Source organism: Janthinobacterium sp. SUN137 (assembly GCF_030587265.1).
GTDB lineage: Bacteria > Pseudomonadota > Gammaproteobacteria > Burkholderiales > Burkholderiaceae_D > Janthinobacterium > Janthinobacterium kumbetense.
Window position 1 is genome coordinate 1,367,922 of the sequence record NZ_JAPWHZ010000002.1, and the last position, 15,958, is coordinate 1,383,879.

Consider the following 15,958-nt stretch of genomic DNA (forward strand, 5'->3'; position numbering starts at 1 on the left):
AAACATGGGGGAGCGCCTATCCTTGGCGCAAGCGCAGGCCGCGCCGGGTCGTGCCGACGCCCCCCTGCGCCGCGTAACCCGTGTGGCGCGCGCAATGGTCGAGCGCCTGGCGCAGGGCCGTATCGACGTTGCGCAGCGACATGTCGTGCCGCTCGGCCACTTCCTGGCGGGTCAGTTCATCCACGCGCAGCGCTTCGAGCACTTGCCGGTGGCGCCGCGGCAGCAAGTCGACGGCCTGCGCCAGGCGCCGCACGTCCGCCTGCAGCTCGGCCAGGCGTTCCGGCCCGGCCGCCGTATCGGCCAGGAAATCGACCAGGCCGGCGGCGCCATCGTCACCGCCCTCGTCCGCATACAGCCAGGCGCGGTTGCGGCGCAGGCTGTCCATGGCCGCATTGCACGCCACGCGGAAGACATAGGCGACGGGGCTGTGCGCCAGCGCCGCGCCGTCGCCGGCCGCCAGCGCGCCCAGCCGCAGCCAGGCGTCGTGCAGGCTGTCGCTGGCCAGCTCGGTGCAGCCCAGGTGGCGCGCCAGGCGCCGGTGCAGTCCCGCGTAATTGCCTTCCAGCACCGCCTGCAGCCGGGCGCCCTGAGCGGGAAACGATGGCGGCGGGGCTACATCGTTGGCCGCCCGCAGGCGGGGCCGGATGGCTGGCCGGTACCAGGCCATGCCCGCATGCCCGCCAGCGCCCGGCATGCGCAAGGGCAAGGCATCGGCCGCCTTCGCCATGCCGGCCATCATGGCGACAACCTGCTGCGCTCTTGCGCCGTCAGCTGGCGCGTGGCCGATTCCGGCAAGGTGCCCAGGCCCAGCACGCGCACGGCGCTGCGCGGGTTGTAGTCGGCCGCCTCGATGCGCGCGCCCTCCTGCGGCGTCGCTTGCGCGCTGTCGGGCGGCGCCTCGCTGCCAAAGCCCAGCACGCGCACCGTGAACACGGATGGCTGCGCGGAACGGGTGGCTGCGCGCTCGCGCTGCACCACGTCCTGCGCCGCCGCCGTGGCCTGGGAAGCGGCCGCGCTGGCGTTCGTCATGGCCGCCACGTTGACGGACGCCGCCGTCGGCATGCCCTTCGCTTCGCCCTTGACCTGGATATTCGCCGCATTCATCACCTTCAGCGCGGCCAGGTTGACGTTGCCCGAGACGCGGATGCCCGCCTCGCCCGCGTCGATGGTGCCCAGCGGGGCCAGCAAGTCCACGTCGCCGGCCGGCACTTCCGCGATCGGCGCCAGGGTGGCGATGCCGGCGCCCGTGCTCGGCACGTCGGACGACAGGGTCACGTTGCCCCAGTTGTCATACACGCGCTTGGGCGGCGTGTAGACGATGGTCGACTTCGAACCGCGCCCCGCGTTGATGTCGCCTTCCGACGACCAGCCGAGGATATCGCCGCCAAACGTCGTCATGATGCGGCTCTGGCCCAGCAGGATGCTGCCGTGCGAAAACAGCTCGATATTGCCGCCGCCCTTGGTGATGACGCCCGAGGTCGCCGGCGGCGCCTCGCCTTCGATGCCGAACACCTGCTTGCCGCCTGGCGTCAGCAGCTGGATGTCGCCGCCGAAGTTCGTGTGCACATAGCCGCTGCGGGGAAAGTAATCCCAGCGCTGCTCGCCGTCATTGCGCACCGCGTACAGGCCGCGGTACATGACGATGTCGCCCGCATAGGCAAGCGCCTTGCCATTGGCGTCCGTGGCCGGCGCCAGGGCCGCGATGGCGTTGCGGCTGCGCAGGAAACTGCCATAGCGCGAGCTGTCCCAGTCGTTGTATTCGCGCCCGCCCGCCTTCAGTTCCGCGAAATACACATTGCGGGCAAACACGCGCTGCTGCGGCTCGGGCAGGGCCAGGTAAAAGGCCAGAACCTCGGCGGCCGTGCCCTTGAAACCGTAGCGTTCGCCCAGCCACGCCGCCAGTTCGCTGTCGTACGCTTTCACTACCTTGCCGGCCTGGTCGGCCAGCGGCACGCCCTTCTGCGCCACGTTCGCCGGGTCGAGATACGGCTTGACGAAGCGCAGGTAGTCGAGTCCGGCCGCGCCCACGCCCGCCTGCATGGCGATGCCGGCGCCCGGACGCTTGTCGCCCGCCACCACGGGACCGAGGCTGACGACGCTGCCCTTGTCCTGCATCAATATGTTGCGCCCGGCGCTGATGTCCAGCGTGCCGGGACCGGCCACGTTGAAGGAACTGTTCAGGATGTCGCGCCCGGCCGACACCACCGATACGTCAAATGCATTATTGTGCACGAACAGGTTGCTGTAATTGCGGAACATCATGTCGCCGTCGCCCCTGGCACCCACGGCTTCCAGCTGGGCCGTGCCGCTGCCGACGATATCGCGGCCCGCCTTCATCCACACCGGCTGCGCCCCCTCGTACCAGGTGACGCCCGCCCGCGGGGCATCGTAAAACGCGACCATGCGGCCGCTGTTCACGCCCATCAGGTCGCCCGTGACGGCATAGATGCGCGCCGCCTGCGTGCCGCTGTTGGCCGGGCCGGCGGCGGAATCGGGGCCGAAGGCGAACAGGGGATAGTTCACTGTCGACGATGGCACGCCCGTGCTCGCGACATTGTCGGCCAAGGGCGTCAGGCTGCCAGGCCTGAGGTTCCACGCCGCGAAGGCGGGCTTGAACGGCGTCGCCATGCTGTCGGCGGCAGCGCCGGACTGGCTGATGGCATAGCCGCCCGCATAGATGGAGTCGCCGGCCAGCCATTGCAGCTGGGCGTTGGGCGACGGCGCCAGCAGCAAAGGCGCGGCATACAGCGATGCGGAGCTCCAGTCCGTGATGGCCTTGCCATAGTACAGGCTGCCATGCGGCGCCGCGACCCGCACGATGGACGGGTAGACGATGGCCAGGTCGGTGGCCGTGTCGATGCCCGCCGTCAGCGGCGTCATGTTGCCGCCGGCGGAGAGCAGGTCGAGCGCCGTGCGCGGCGTCCACAGGCTGAACCAGCTGTAGCCGGCGCCCTGCTCGCCCGACGCGCTGGTATAGGACGAGGTATTGAGCTGCAGGACGCGGCCGGGATCGGCCACTTCCTGCAGCACCTGGTCGCCCAGGGTTGCCACGCTGAAGGTGGCGTCGCCCGGTACCAGGGTCATGCCGCCCCGTGGCGTCGCGCGCGTGGCGCGGAAGGCGTCGAAGGCGCGCGTTTCCAGCGGCACGTGGTCGGTCCCCCAGGTGCCGTACTGCAGCGCAACGGTGCCCAGCTGGCCCGCCGCCACGTCGGCATGGCCGCGCAGGTCGGCCAGCGCGCCATTCAAGTGTCCGTCACCGGGCTTGCTGGCGGGATTGAGGGCGCCGCCCACGCGCAGGTCCAGGTCGCCGCCGCCCGTCAGTTGCAGGCTGCCATCGGCGAGCACGCGGCCGGTGCTGCCTACGGCCAGCAGCAAGCCTTGCGAGCGCACATTGATGTTGCTGTCGTAGATAGCGCCGACCTGCCGCGCCAGCATGCCGGCGTCGCCCGCCACGTCGGCGCGCACATTGCCGCCGCCCAGGGTGCCGAAGCCCGTAAAGCCCAGCACGGTGTCGGCCAGGCCGCTGCGGGCAGCATAGGTGCCGAAATTGATCCACCACGCCGTCGGCTGGGCCGGGCCGCCCGTGGCCACGCCACCGCTGCCCTGGCGCCACAGCCAGTTGCCCACCGCCACCGAACCGCCCAGGCCATCCTTGTTGACGGGACGCCCGTTGCTGGCCGCCGCCGCGCCCACCAGCGAACCGCTCAGGTCGCCAGCCACCTGCAGCAGCAGATTGCCGCCCTGGTCCGGATACCAGGCGCGGTAGAGGCTGTCGCTGCCGCCGTCGACGAGGCGCTCATGCGCGCCGTCGGGGTTGGACAGCACCGTGCCGTCCAGCCCCCGCGCGCGCGGCAGGTTGTACGGGTCGCCGGCCGCCGTCGCCACCGACGACGTGCCGGCCGTGTACACGCCATACAGGCTGTCCATGCGCAAGTTGCCGCCGCTGACCAGGTCCAGGTCGCCCGTGCCCGTGCGCAGCACGCTGTAGCGCAGGCTGGACGCCTTGTAGTCGAACGTGGGCTGCGACGTGCCGCACCAGGTGGGATTCTCCTCGCACATGGTGGGCCAGCCCAGACCGTCGAGGTCGACCACGTCGCCCGCCTTCACGCTGGGGTCAGCGAACTCTTCCGCGCCCGCCCTGGTCCACACGTATGCCACCTTCAGCACGCACAGGCTCGGGTCGTTGGCGCAAAATACCTCGACAGTCTGGCCGAACTGGCTGGTGAATTCCTCGGTGATGGGCTCGCCCGCCACGATTCCGGGAATGCCTTCGCGCTCGCCCAGTTCCTGCGCTTCCTTGGTCCAGTACTGCACGCCCTTCGGCGGTATCAACACGCCATACATGCCGTAATGGCTGTCGGCCAGGCGCAGGGTGCCGTGCGCGGGATGCGCCTGCACGGCGCGCGTGTCGGCCCCGTCCAGGTCGGCGCCGGCTACCAGGCGCATGCCCCACGCCTGCGAGCCGTCGGCCAGCATGGGCGCGATGGCCCACAACCGGCCCTGGCGGCCCGCCACTTCCGGGCGCAGTTCGATGGCGTCCACGCCCGGCAGCAGCTTGACGTTCGTGCCATTCGGGATCAGCGCGCCGACGGGCAGCACCACCTTGCCGCTGAGGGTGACGACGTTGAGCTCGCCCAGCAAGCCGGGCAAGGCGACGCCTTTCGGCCAGGTCATGGCGCGCACCTTGATCAGCTGCCCAATCACGCTGCCCGCGTCGAGGCGCGTGCCGGATGGCAAGGTTTGTGCCGTGGCCAGCAAGGTGCCCGCAGCGTGGAGGACCTTGCCGGTGCTGTCGCGCACAGCGGCCGCCAGCACCGTGCCGGCCGGCAAGGTGAGCACCTGGTTCAGGACCACGTCCACGGGCAGACGCGTGTTGGCGCGGACATTGAAGGCCTTGACGGGCACGTCGTAATTGAGCGTGACGCCGCCCGGGAAGATGGTGCCGTCGGCCAGGGTCACGCCCTTGCCCGGCACGATGACGTCGCTGCCGTTGAAGTCGCGCCCCGGCAGCAGTTTCCAGCCGCTGTCGTCCTTGGTGGCAGGCGGCGGCGCGAAGCCGTCATTGATACTGCCGTAGATGCTCAAATCGCCGCCGGCGCGCAGCAGCAGGCTGCCCACCTCGCCCGAACCGCGCACGGTCGTCTGCTGGAAGCGGGGATTGAGGCTGGCGTAGCGCATGCCCGACAAATCCAGGTCGCCCTGCACCACCAGGTCGCCGTCCGCCGTCTTGCTGACGATATCGACGCCGGGACGCACATGCAGCGCATCGGCATACGCGGCCGTGGCCAGGCCCGCCAGTTTGCCGTTGCGCAAGGCCGTATTCGCCAGCGCCGCGTCGATGAAGGCCGTGCTGTCGCCGTGCTTGCTGTCAAGATACGCCTGGTTGATCACCTGATAGGGACGGCCGCTGGCCGCAAGGTCTGGCACGGGCTGCCCATCGGCGCCCGGCACAGTGGCGTAGGCCGCGTCGTCATAGCGCTGCATGGCGTTGACGGCGATGGATTTCGCGCCGCGAATGGTCAAACCGCCGCCGGCGGCGATGGCGATGTCGCCAAAGGTGGCGGCGTCCGCATCCGTGCGGGAACCGCCGCTGCCCAGGCGCGGCGCGTTCAGTTCCACCGTGCCGCGCGCGGCGCCGTCGTGCTCGCCCTTGCCCTTGCCGGCCACGGCGGCCGTGCCATGGCGCACGTCGATCTGCGCGCCGCCGGCCAGGTTCAATGCGCCTTCGCCCGCATTCAGTTCCACCATGGCGCGGTTCGGGCTGTCGATGATCTTGCCATAGCTGTCGACGCGCAGGACGGTGCCGTGCGCATCGAGCACGGCGCTGCCGGCCAGGGTCAGGCCATGCTTGCCGGCCAGGCGGATGCTGCCCACGCGCTCGCCGCTGGCATCGATCATGCCAGCGACGGTGAGGCGGCCATTGTCGACGGACACCTGCACCTCGCCCGCCTTGACCTCATTGCCGATCGTCAAGTCTCCCTGTTTCAGCTGGAAGCTGCGCGCGCCCGTCACGCCGCCGTCCGTCAGGCGCTTGTTCAGCGAGGCGAACTGGCTGTCCAGAGTGCCGCCGGCGCCCAGGGTCTGCGCGCGCACGTCCACGCTGCCATGGTTGTAGGGCACCACGGTGCCGCCCGCGTCGTAGCTGCCGCTGGCGCCGCCCAGGATCTTGCCCTGCAAGTCCACCATGCCGGCCCCGCCGTCGAGGGCCACGGCCTTCAGGCTGCCGGCGCGGTTATGCTCAGCCGACAGGTCGATCACGCTGCCCGTCCCCTGGCGGATGTCGCCGGCGCGGCTGTCCAGGATGACGTCGCCGCCCCAGCTGTATTTATCCACGTCAAAGAAAGTGCTCTTGCGGCCCGCCATGTCGATGCGCGCCGCGTCGGCCACGCTGATGTCGTGCTGCGCGTTGATGGTGAGCTTGCCGCTTGGCAGCACCACGGCCGTCGCCACGCTGACGCTGTCGCCGTTCAAGCTCAGCTGAGCACCGAGCCCATCGTTGTTCTTGACGGGCGCGGCGGGAGCCACGCCGGCCGGCGCCGCCACCGTCAGGGCGCCGCCTGCGGTGTAGCTGTGCGCGGAACCGGCGTCGCCCGTCAGCAGCGGCGTGCTGATGTGCAGGTTGCCGCCGCTGTACTGGAAGCCCTTGCCCGTCTCATATGCGCCCTGCGCCTGGTAGACGGACAGGCTGCCCTTGTGGTTGGCCGTGACTTGTCCCGACGCTTTCAGGTTGACCGTGCCAAAACCGAGCGCCAGGCGGTCGAACGAGGCGACACCGGCCGGCTGGGTGAACGGGCCGAAGCCGAAATCGATGCGTTCCGCTTCCAGGTTCAGGGTGCCGCTGCCCGTGCCGGCGCCGTGCGCGATCACGTTGCCGGCCGCCGACACGGCGCCGCCCCAGATCAGGTTGGCCGTGCGGATGGTGGCCGCCGTGCCGGCCCCGCCCTGGCCATACATGGCCGGCGTGGTCAGCACCAGGCGTTCCAGGTTCGATTTGCCGCTCGCCTTGTCGTAGGTGTCGAGCACCACGTCGCCATAGAAATTGACGCTGTCGGCCGCGCTCAGCATCAGCGCCTGCAGGGCGGGCGCGCCCGTGCTGGTATCGCCGCGCAGCAGGCGGTCCAGCACGCCCTGGTTCAGGGTCAGGCCGGAGGGACGCGTGCCGCTGGCCTGGGCCGCCGCCAGCGCCTCGTTCGAGCCGATATTGATGGCGCCCACGGCCAGGCTCAGGTTGCGCGTGCCGTAGCGGGCCGTGTCGTGCAGCTGGAAGCTGCCGCTGGTCGACAGCAGCAGGGTGCCTTCCGAGTACAGGCTGGCCGTGTCCGTGCACGCCGGTGCGCACATGCCGATGCGGATGCCGCCGCGCGCCGTGCCGCCCACGGGCGCCACGTTGAGCAAGCCGTTCGACGCGGCCAGCATGTGGATGTCCGCCTTGCTCTTGTAGATGAAGCCGTCGTTGGCGTCGTAGGCTGCCTTGCCCTTGCCCAAGGTGCTGATGCCGGCGCCGGAGGCGATATCGATCACGCCGATGCCCAGCTCGGTATTGCTGGGGTCCTGGGCGATCAGGAATACTTCAGGCGCGGACAGCACGGCGCCCGCGCGCAGGTAGATGGCGCGCGCAAAATTGTTGCCGAAATTCACATAATTGCCGCCCTGGCCAAATTCCGTGATCGGCGAGCTGCCCACCACGATGCGCGCCGCGCCGATATTGTTCAGGCTTGAAGCGCGCACGCTGACCTGCCCGGCGCCGCTGGTGCCCGGCGCGCCGTCGCCAAGGATCTCGATGTCGCCAGCGGAAGGAATGCTCGACATCAGCACCACGGTGCCGCCGTAGCCCCCCTCGGCGGCGGCGAACTTGCCCGTGCCGCGGAACTGGAGCGTGTCCGCCCCGCCCCCGGGCGCCATGGTCAGCTTGAGCGTTTTCGCATCGGACGGCAGCAGCGCGCGGGGAATGCCCCGCGTTTGCGCGTCGGCCAGCGCGAAGGCGGCATAGCCCGTTTCGTTGTACTGCGAATACGTGCGCAAGACCTTGGCCGGCGTGAGTATCAGCTGGCTGGCCAGCGGCGCGCGGATGTCCGTGCCCGCGATCGACAGGGTGCCGGGCGCGGCCCAGGAACCGTTGCGCAGCGGCTGCGCCACGCTGCCGGCGCCGCCCTGGCCCGCCAGGCCGTTCAGTTCCACGCGGAAAGCGCCCGGCAGCAAGGCATAGGTGGACGGCATCAGCGTGTAGGTGCCGGCCGCCAGGCCCGGCACGCCGCTGCCTATCGTCACCTGCCGGCCCACGGCCGGGTCGGACGCCGCCTTTTCGCCGCCCGAAGGCGCTTGCGGCGCCTGCACGCCCGGCACGATGGCGTACACGGGGTTGGTGGCCAGGCCCGGCAGCACAAAGCCGCCGTTCGCTCCCACCTGCGCCAGCGGATGGTAGCGCGCATCGGTGGAACCGCCGCGGCCGGCGATGAAGCCGGCGCCCGTCAGTTCGCCGCCGCCGGACAGGTCGAGCAGCGCGCCCGGCTGCACATCCACGGCCACGCCCGCCATTTCCACGCCGATGTGCAAGCTGCCTTGCGAATTGACGCCGCCCACGCCGATGAAGGTGGCCGCCTTGCCATCCACGTTCCAGTTCTGCCCGTCGACGGTGCCGCCATACGGCATGACCATGCCGGCGCCGCTGACGGAGGTGATGCTGTTGGCCAGCAGATTGACCGTCAGGCTCTTGTCATTGTCATAGCGGGCCACGCCGATCTCCAGGCGGCCCAGCGGCGCGCGCACGACGCCGCCCTGCTCGATATGCGCGGCCGCCAGCTCCAGCGAGCCGAAGGCGGAAGACGGCATGGCCGGCACGTCCGCCGTGCTGCGGCCGATGGTCAGGCTGCGCGCCGGATCGTAGCCGAACTTGCCGCCAACGGAACCATAGCCCACGCGCACGGCGGCGCCGGCGCCCGTGGCCGGATACAGCTGGGCCACATTGAGGGTCATGTCGCCGGGCGAGGACAATACCGTCGACGGCTGGTTGCCGTCCCAGCCCAAGGGCGACAGCAGGAAGCGCAGGTCGCCGCGGCTGCTCAGGCGCACGTCGTCAGCCAGCATGTTCACCATGCCGCGCACGTCGATCAGGTCGCCCGCAATGCTGATCTGGCTGGCGACCGGCGACGCCCCCGCGCTGCCTGGCGTCGTATAGAAATCGCGGCCGGCCGGCTTGATGCTGGCCAGGCGCACATACGGCGCCGCGATGCTGATGCGCGCGCCGGGCTGGCTGCCGGGCGTGAGCACGGGCGCGCCGTACAGCTGGAAGCTTTGCTGCAGCCGCAGCGCCACGTCGCCGTCGAAGGAGGCGGCGCCCAGCAGCGCCAGGTTGGCGAAACCGCCCGCCTCCACCTGCTCCACGGAAAAACGGCCGTGGCCATACTGCAGCGTTGCCGCGGCCTCCTGCGCGCTCGCGTGCGCGGCCAGGTCGCTGGCGCCCTGGCGCTGCGTCATGGCCAGCTGGCGGCCCTGCAGCACCTTGGGCGTAGCCAGCACTTTCAGGTATTCGGGCGTGCCCGTGGCCACGGACAGGGTGCCGCCCGCCGCGCCCGCGCCGCCGGCCCTGGCCCGCAGCTGGCCATCGAGGTACAGGCCATTGTTCGACGCCAGCGCGATGCTGCCGCCCGCGCTGGCCACGTCGATGGCGTCGCCATTGACGTCGAGCACGGCATGCGCGCCGGACGCATCGAGCACGGCGCCGTCGCGCACGACGACGAACAGGCTGGCCGCCGAAGTGCTGCCCTGTGCATGGTCGATCTCGCCGACGACGACGATGCTGCCGCCATCGACCACCTTGCCGTAGCGCCGGCCCTGCGCATCCGTGGCGCTGACGGCGCGCGCGGCCACGTCCAGCACGGCATGCTCGCCGATCCAGATGGAACGGCCATGGCCGGCCGCTTCCACCGCTTCGGAAACCGTCCGATCGACGCCCACACCGCCCAGGCTGATCTTGCCGCCCCACGCGTTCAGGCGCCCTTCCACCGTCAGCTGGCCCACGCTGGACAGCTTGATGGACTGGCCCGCATCGACGCTCACCACGGCGTTCTTGCCCACCAGCAATTCGGCGATGGCCATGTCGGCCGCGCCGGACTGGATATCGCCCACCTGCAGGGCCAGGCTGGCGCCCTTGCGCTGCGTCAAGCTGCCCTTCAGCGGATTTTCCGTGACCTGTTCCGGCATCCACAGGGCCAGTTTTTCATTGTCCACCACGCGCAATACCGGCATGCGCACGTCCACCTGCGCGCCGTCCGCTACCGTCACGCCCTGCTTGCCGACCAGGCTGTAGCTGGAAAAACCCTTGTCGAAGAAGCCGCCGTCCAGCTGCAAGATGCCTGCCTCGGGTTTTTCAATGTGGCCGATCATGATCTTGTTGGCCTGCAATTCCAGCTTGCCGCCGCCCGCCACGCCGTGGCCGCGCACTTGCGCACCCTTGCCCAGCACCAGGTCGGCCTTCGGTCCGTAGCTGGCCAGGGTCACGTTGCCGCCCTTGCCGCCCTGCTGTTTCGCCTGCGCCAGGATGGCCGCGCCGGAACTGACGTCGACCAGGCTGCCATTGCCAATGCGCACGTCGCCATACGTTCGCAACGATACGCTGCCGCCGTTCATATAAGGCAGGCCGGCAGCGGCCAGCGGGTCGCGCAGCACGTTACTGAGCAGGCCGCTGGTATCGAGCGTGACGCCGTCGGCCAGCACCAGCGTGCCCGGAGGCACGCCCGGATTGACGAAGGTATCGAGCATGCCCAGCGAACCGATCTGGTTCAGCACGTTGCCGGCCGCGATGCTGCCGCCACGGCTGCGCAGGCTGGCATTGATGGCCACGTCCTTGCCGAACAGGGTGATATTGCCGCCATCGGCCACCTGCAGCGCGCTGTCGACGGTGATCGCGCCCTTGGCGGCGATGCGCAGGGCGCCCAATTGCTGATTGTTCAGCAAGGTGGTGTCGAGCAGCAGCTTGCCCTCGCGCTCAGTGGACAGCACGCCTGTCACGTCGAGGCCGGCGGCGATGCCGTCCTGCACGCGCGTCAGGCGCACCTCGTCCATGACGGCGGACAGCGCATGCTGCAGCACGCCCGTGCGCTTGTCGAACATCGGCACGTACTGGCCCACGATCAGCTGGCCCCGCTGCGCGGCCGCCAGTTGCGACTGCTGGTAACCGTCAAGCAGCGCTTGCGGCGCCTGCGCCTGGCGCTCGCCCTGGAAGACGTCGCCCGCAATGCCCCCTTCCAGCACGGCCGATCCCGTCGCCACCACCAGCTTGCCCGCGTCGCGACCCACCGTGTAGCCGTTTTCCAGGCGCTTTTGCGCGGCGATCAATGGATTGGCGTAAAAGGCGCTGGCATCCTTGCCCCAGCGCACATGCTCTTCCTCGTAACCCTTGTACACGCCCGCATACGGCAAGTCGGCGGGCGCGCTGCCTGCCTCATACAGCTTGCCGTCCGCGCCTTTCAGCCAAGTCTGGCGCAGCGCGCCCGTCTGCACGTCCAGGGTGCCGCCCGACAGGTTGATGCTGGAGCCAAGCTGCGTGACGACATCCTTGCCGCCGAAGCTGACCGTACCGCCCTGCGCCATCCATTCGCTGACGGAGTGGCCCTGCGTGCCCAGGTAGCCGGCCACTTCCAGCAAGCCGCCCGCCGTGTACCAGCGGTCGCTGTCGTAGCCGTTCGTGCCTTTTGGCACGAACACCAGCTTGCGGCGGTCCACCCAGATATTGTTATTGATCAAAGCCTTGCCGTCGCGGTTGACGGGCGCATCGCGCTGCTCGTTGCCCTGCACGTTGATTTCGACATTGTTCGCTTCCATCGCCACCTTCACGCCCACGGCGCCGGAAACGTCGAGCTGGGCGCCGTCGCGCAGCAGGCTGCGGCTGGCCGCATTGACGGCGATCTGGCCGCCCGTGGCCAGGGTCCGCGAATCGCCGAGCAATTCCACCGTGCCGGCGCTGCCGATCTCGATGCGCGACTGGTCGCGGCGGTCGTTGACGGCGAGGATGTTTTCCGTGGACGTCACGGCCGGGCCGCGCATGGCGTCGCGCTGGCTGTCGAGCGCCGTCGTCTTGCCGTCGTCCTCGACGAGGATGGCCGTGGTGGCGCCGCGTCCCACGGTGACGGCCGCGTCGCTGCCCAGGGCGTTGAGGTGGATGGTGCCGCGCGTGGCCGTGGTGGTGGTCGCCAGCAGCACGCCGTCCTGCTGCACCGTGCGCCCGGCCAGGGTCACGTCGCCTTCGCGCGCCTGGATCAGGCCCGTGTTGACCACCTTGCCCGCCGTGCTGCCAGCCGCGAACTGCGGCGTGACTTCGCTGCCGCGCGTGGTCGACAGGGGATTGCCATCCGTGCCCACGCCTTTTTTAATGGTAAAGCTGTCGCCGGCGGCCAGCAGGGCCTGGCCTTTCGGCGTGCCGATCTCGCCCCCGTTGTGGACTTCCTTGCCCAGCAGCATCACATAGCCACCGCCCTCCGTGCTGCCCTTGGGCGCATTGCTGGCGATGCGCGCCCCCGCCTGCACCTGCACCTTGCCGGCCGCGTCCGTGAACGTCGTGGCGCCGGCCGTGCCGGGGCTATAGATACCGTTTTTCTGGAATTGCGCATCGCTGATACGGGCCGCGGCCGCCACCAGGCTGCGCGAGTCGACCTGGCTCGCGCCGTTGAAGACGATGCCGTTGCGGTTGACGAGCAGCAGCGTGCCGTCGGCCTTGATCTGGCCCTGGATCTGGCTGGGACGGGCTTGCGGATCGTTGACCCGGTTCAGCACGGCCCAATCCTTTTGTTGCTGGAACGTCAATATCGTGTCCTTGCCGACGTTAAACGTTTCCCAGTTCAGGATGGCCTTGTCCGCCGTTTGCTGCACCACCACGGCCGTCTTGCCGTTCGCTACCGTCTGCACGGGCGCCTGGGCGTTGAGCCAGCCGGCCGTCAGGCTGTTGGTGTCGACCTGCAAGCCGCCTTTCACGAGGCCATCGGGTGCGCCGGGCACGCCGGCCGCCGCCTGGCGCGCCTGCGCCTGGGCCGCTTGCTGCGCGGCAATGGCGCGCGCGGCCAGGTTCAGGTTGTTGAGCGAGCGCTGCAACTGCTGGTTCGCCTGCTGTTGCTGGCCCTCGGGCCGGCTGCCCAGCGGCAGCGGCTGGCCATTCGGCAGGCGGCCCGAAGTGGCCGCCGTATTCTGCGCCGCGCCCTTTGCCGCGAACCAGCCGCCGCTGAACGCCTGCTGCGCGCGGGCCGGCGTGGCAAAGGCGCCCGCCATCAGCATGGTGGTCAGTGCGTAGGCGAGCGGCGTGAGCCGCAAGCGGCTGCCCAGCGTGGAGGTACGCTGCGCGTCCATGTCGACGTTCGGGACTGGGCGCTGGGCAGTGTGAAGCTTGGTCATGGCAATGGTTTCCTGGCTAGAGAGAAGGGAACGGAGCCTGGCGGTAGCGCAAGCGTCCATGCCTCCATGACGTAGCCGGATGGCGGAAGGGATAATGTTTTTTGAAAAATATTTTCAGATATTTTCAAATAAGCCTGCCAAAGGGAAACCTAGAATCAGCGGAAATCAACTGAGCAGCACGATGCCGCCCGGCAAACTGGTCATTTGCGCGCCGTACAGGTCGCGTATCATCGCCAGCGCGCCATCGGTTTGCCCGATGGAAAAACGCATGCGCACGAGGCGGCGCCCCAGCTCGACATTGCGCAGCACCACCCGGCCCGGCCGGTAGCGGTTGATTTCATCGACGACTTCGGCCAGCGGCTTGCCGACGAACGACAACGCGCCCGTGCGCCACGCGCTGGCCTCCTCCGCTGGCGCGGCCGTGGCCGCCTGCACGCCCCGGTCGTCGTAGACCAGTTGCTGCCCCGCATCGAGGGTCTGGCGGCGCTGCTGCCAGACCACGTCCACGGCGCCCGCCAGGCAGGTGACGCAGACGGCGTCATCCGTGTGGCGCACGTTGAAGCGGGCCGACTGCGCCAGCAAGCGCCCCGCGCCCGCCACCACCGTGACGGGCTGGCGCGCGCCGCTGGCGAGGATTTCCGCTTCGCCGCCCAGCAGTTCGATGGCTTCCGGCGCCCGCACATCGATGCGCGTCTGCGTATTCATCTGCACCGTCATCTGCTGCGACACGGCCACCTGCCGCTGCTCGCCCGTGCCCGTGCGGTAATCGGCGCTCCATTCCTGCAGCGACGGCCAGGCGCCCAGCGGCGGGCGCAAGGCCAGCACGGCCACGCCGGCCGCCAGCGCGCCGCCCAGGAAAGCCCGGCGCCCGGGGCGCGGCGGGAACGCCAGCACGTTCGCCCGCTGCGGCGCGGCATCGGCACGGTCCAACGCGGGGGCCAGCGCCTGCCACACTTGCTGGAGTTCGCGCCAGGCGCGCGCATGCGCGGGGCTGCGCGCGCACCAGGCGCGCAAGGCGTCGGCGTCCGCCTGCGTGAAATCGTCGCCGCGCAGCCGCGCCCACCAGGCAGCGGCTTGCCGGTCGATGTCAGCGTCGCTGCCGGCGGTATGGGAAGGGTCGCGTGGATCGCGGTCAGGAGCAGTCATGAGATTCATCAATATTTACGGCGGCCCGACACATCGCTGCGCTGGGCGGCATCGGCGTCGGCCATGCACGTTTTACAGTGTTGCATGGCGGCCTGCAATTCTTTCTTCACCATCGCCACGGAAATGCCGAAGCGCTCGGCAATGTCCGCATTGAGCAAGCCATCGACCCTGGCGGCCGTCAGGATGGCGCGGCGGCGCGGCGACAGGCCCGCCAGCGCCGCGTCGAGCGCCTGCACGTCGAGGCGCGCCGAGACGATGCGGGCCGGGTCGCTGATGTCGTCGCCGGCCTCGTCGGCCATGTGCATCAGTTCTTCGCGCTCGCGCTCGGTGACGATGATGCGGTCGCGGCGGTAGGCATCGGTGGCGATATTGGCTGCCATGCGCAGCAGATAGGCGTCGGGATTGTGGACGGGCGCGGCGGCGGGACCGGGCGCCACCATCGCTTCGAGGCGCAGCCACGTTTCCTGCAGCGCATCGGCCGCATGGTGCTTGCAGCCGACCACGCGCTCCAGGCGCCAGCGCAGCACGGCGTAGCGCGAACTGAGGTGGCGTTTCAGCTTGGTGCGCAGGTCGGGCATGCTCATGGCGCGAGCCTTCCCATTGTTCCGGGGGCGCAATCGACTTCGCTGCCCGGCCCTTGCGGCAGCAGCAGGATGGAAACGGGCTGCGGCATCGAGGGCAGCGGCGCCGCGCCCACGCGCATGCCCAGCACCAGGCGCGCGATGGCCGTGTCGCGCGCGCGCAAGCCCGTGCTGTCGAGCAGGTGCACGCGGTCCACCACGCCGGCGCGGTTCAGATACAGCTGCAGCGCCAGCCGGTAGCCGCCGGGACGCGTCTGCGCCGCGCGGCACAGCAAGCCCAGCAGCACGTGCTGCAGGCGGCTGACATAGGCCGCATGGTCGCCGCCGCCCTGCACGGCGCCCGGGATGTCGGCGGCGGCCACGACGGCGGCCTGCGGCAGCTCCGCCGCGGCAGCAGCGCCAGCGCCGGCCGGGGCGTACACGATGACGGCTTGCGCGTCGGACAGGCGCGATTGCAGGCCCGTGCCTTCCAGCAAGGCTTGCAGGGCCGCGCCGGCCGCATGGGCGCCGCGCACGGCGCCCGACTGGCGCTGCGCGTAGCGCTGGTCCATCAGCACGGCGATGCCCGTGCGGCGGCTGTACAGGTCCAGCGCGTCGCCCAGGTTTTGCGCGGCGATATCGAACTGCAGCACGGGGCCGTCGGCGGACTGCGCCCGCACGGGCCCCACCGCGGCCAGGAAACCCAGCAAAACCAGGTATCCTGCCAGCGCAAGCACATGGACGGATGCCGGGCTGCCTGTCATATCGCTATCGAGTCGCTATCGTGTGAGGGGGGAATTGCGTGGAAACAAGGCATTGCCAAGTAACAACTCTTGCATCAACTGCAATAGCCTACACAGAAAAAATGACGG

At 69.6% G+C, this 15,958-nt stretch carries 5 protein-coding genes; all 5 read right to left on the reverse strand.

The window, feature by feature from the left end:
• Window positions 1-16: 16 nt before the first annotated feature.
• The 5 genes from O3298_RS14220 to O3298_RS14240 all read right to left on the reverse strand — a co-directional run bounded on the left by O3298_RS14220 (window position 17) and on the right by O3298_RS14240 (window position 15,850).
• On the reverse strand, window positions 17-739 hold the full coding sequence (locus O3298_RS14220) for a sigma-70 family RNA polymerase sigma factor (RefSeq protein ID WP_289915391.1): 723 nt from the start codon (window positions 737-739) through the stop codon (window positions 17-19).
• Window positions 736-13,380: a filamentous haemagglutinin family protein gene (locus O3298_RS14225; RefSeq protein WP_305059743.1), complete on the reverse strand. Its 12,645-nt coding sequence runs from the start codon at window positions 13,378-13,380 to the stop codon at window positions 736-738. Before O3298_RS14225 ends, O3298_RS14220 begins: the two co-directional genes overlap by 4 nt.
• Window positions 13,381-13,545: 165 nt before the next feature.
• Window positions 13,546-14,526, reverse strand: coding sequence for a DUF4880 domain-containing protein (locus O3298_RS14230; RefSeq protein ID WP_305059744.1), 981 nt, complete (start codon window positions 14,524-14,526; stop codon window positions 13,546-13,548).
• 8 nt (window positions 14,527-14,534) lie between these two features.
• A complete protein-coding gene (locus tag O3298_RS14235; protein ID WP_289915395.1) occupies window positions 14,535-15,110 on the reverse strand; it encodes an RNA polymerase sigma factor in 576 nt (191 codons plus the stop codon).
• On the reverse strand, window positions 15,107-15,850 hold the full coding sequence (locus O3298_RS14240; protein WP_305059745.1) for a hypothetical protein: 744 nt from the start codon (window positions 15,848-15,850) through the stop codon (window positions 15,107-15,109). The genes O3298_RS14235 and O3298_RS14240 overlap by 4 nt, the downstream gene beginning before the upstream one ends.
• Window positions 15,851-15,958: the final 108 nt, after the last annotated feature.

Coding starts and splice junctions, on each gene's coding strand:
- O3298_RS14220 (WP_289915391.1), bottom strand. CDS start 739: ATGATGGCCGGCATGGCGAAGGCGGCCGATGCCTTGCCCTTGCGCATG.
- O3298_RS14225 (WP_305059743.1), bottom strand. CDS start 13,380: ATGACCAAGCTTCACACTGCCCAGCGCCCAGTCCCGAACGTCGACATG.
- O3298_RS14230 (WP_305059744.1), bottom strand. CDS start 14,526: ATGACTGCTCCTGACCGCGATCCACGCGACCCTTCCCATACCGCCGGC.
- O3298_RS14235 (WP_289915395.1), bottom strand. CDS start 15,110: ATGAGCATGCCCGACCTGCGCACCAAGCTGAAACGCCACCTCAGTTCG.
- O3298_RS14240 (WP_305059745.1), bottom strand. CDS start 15,850: ATGACAGGCAGCCCGGCATCCGTCCATGTGCTTGCGCTGGCAGGATAC.